The sequence below is a fragment of the Methylobacterium sp. WL103 genome (assembly GCF_008039885.1).
Classification (GTDB): domain Bacteria; phylum Pseudomonadota; class Alphaproteobacteria; order Rhizobiales; family Beijerinckiaceae; genus Methylobacterium; species Methylobacterium cerastii.
This window is the reverse complement of the sequence record NZ_VRUX01000974.1, coordinates 1-1,052: the sequence shown is the minus strand read 5'-3', so window position 1 is coordinate 1,052 and position 1,052 is coordinate 1. Positions and strand designations below refer to the sequence as shown.

2 protein-coding genes are annotated in these 1,052 nt (G+C 69.5%); both read left to right on the top strand.

The genetic code is table 11. The features are described from left to right. Window positions 1-210 (top strand): hypothetical protein (locus FV222_RS30770; protein ID WP_210248519.1); only part of this gene is annotated, 210 nt, incomplete at its 5' end. A gap of 177 nt (window positions 211-387) precedes the next feature. Next, window positions 388-993, top strand: coding sequence for a sigma-70 family RNA polymerase sigma factor (locus tag FV222_RS27140; protein ID WP_238272815.1), 606 nt, complete (start codon window positions 388-390; stop codon window positions 991-993). The last annotated feature ends 59 nt before the right edge of the window (window positions 994-1,052 follow it).

The following is a 1,052-nucleotide window of genomic DNA, read 5'->3' as shown; positions in this document are numbered from 1 at the left end:
GCCCAGGAACCACCGGACGAGAGCGCCACGCAGACCGATCGACATGCCGGAATCCCCCCCTGCGGCGCCAGCCTCGGCGCCTGGCGGTCCCGGCTGTCGGGAGCGCGCGATCCGCCCCGGGGCGGCGGCGTCGCCGCGGCTCGGAGCAAGGCCCGTAACAACGTCGCGATGATCGGGTTCCTTGGTGGGTTTGGGTGGAAACTGGTATAGTCGCACCATTGACGTGAACGTGATCGACCATCCAGAACCGAGGACACGAGCCGGACCGTAGAGAGCCTGGTCAACACCATCTCCTCTACGAACACAGGACGCACGATCCCTATGGACTTAAGTACAGAGCCTGAAGAACTCTCCGCGAGCGAGGGATTGCCCCGTCATGTCCGCGATATGATCGGCAGGCGCCTGGATGAACTCTTCCCGACGGTCGCCGAGGCCGACCCCGACACGCGCCTCGGGCAGGTCCTGCTTCGCTTGCGGGCCGCGCTGCTGGACGCCCAGGCGGAACGGCAGGTGACGAAGGCCTTCAGCGACAGCCTGATCCAGGCGGTGCCGCGCCTGCGCCGCTTCGCGATGATGCGCACCCGCAGCGCGGCGGAAGCCGACGACCTGGTGCAGGCGACCCTGTTGAAGGCCTGGGAGAACCGGTCCCGCTTCCAGGCCGGCACCAACCTCGTCGCCTGGCTGTTCACGATCCTGCGCAACGCGCACATCAACCAGGGCAAGCGCTACCGGCGCGAGGTTCCGGACGTCGACGGCATCTTCGCCGCGGGCTTGAGCGCGCCGGCCGAGCAGGAGCACCGGATCGGGCTGATCGAGCTGCAGGTCGCGCTGGACGCACTTCCCGCCGAACAGCGCGAGACCCTGCTCCTCGTGGTGATCGAGGGCCTGCCTTACGAGGAGGCGGCCCTCGTCCTCGGGTGCCAGCCGGGCACGGTGAAGAGCCGGGTGAGCCGGGCGCGCGAACGTCTCTCCCAGATCCTGGGCGTGGCGTGACCGACGGCGCGGCCGGCGCGACGCCCGAGGATTGGGCCGACGCGGAGGCCGCCGCCGCC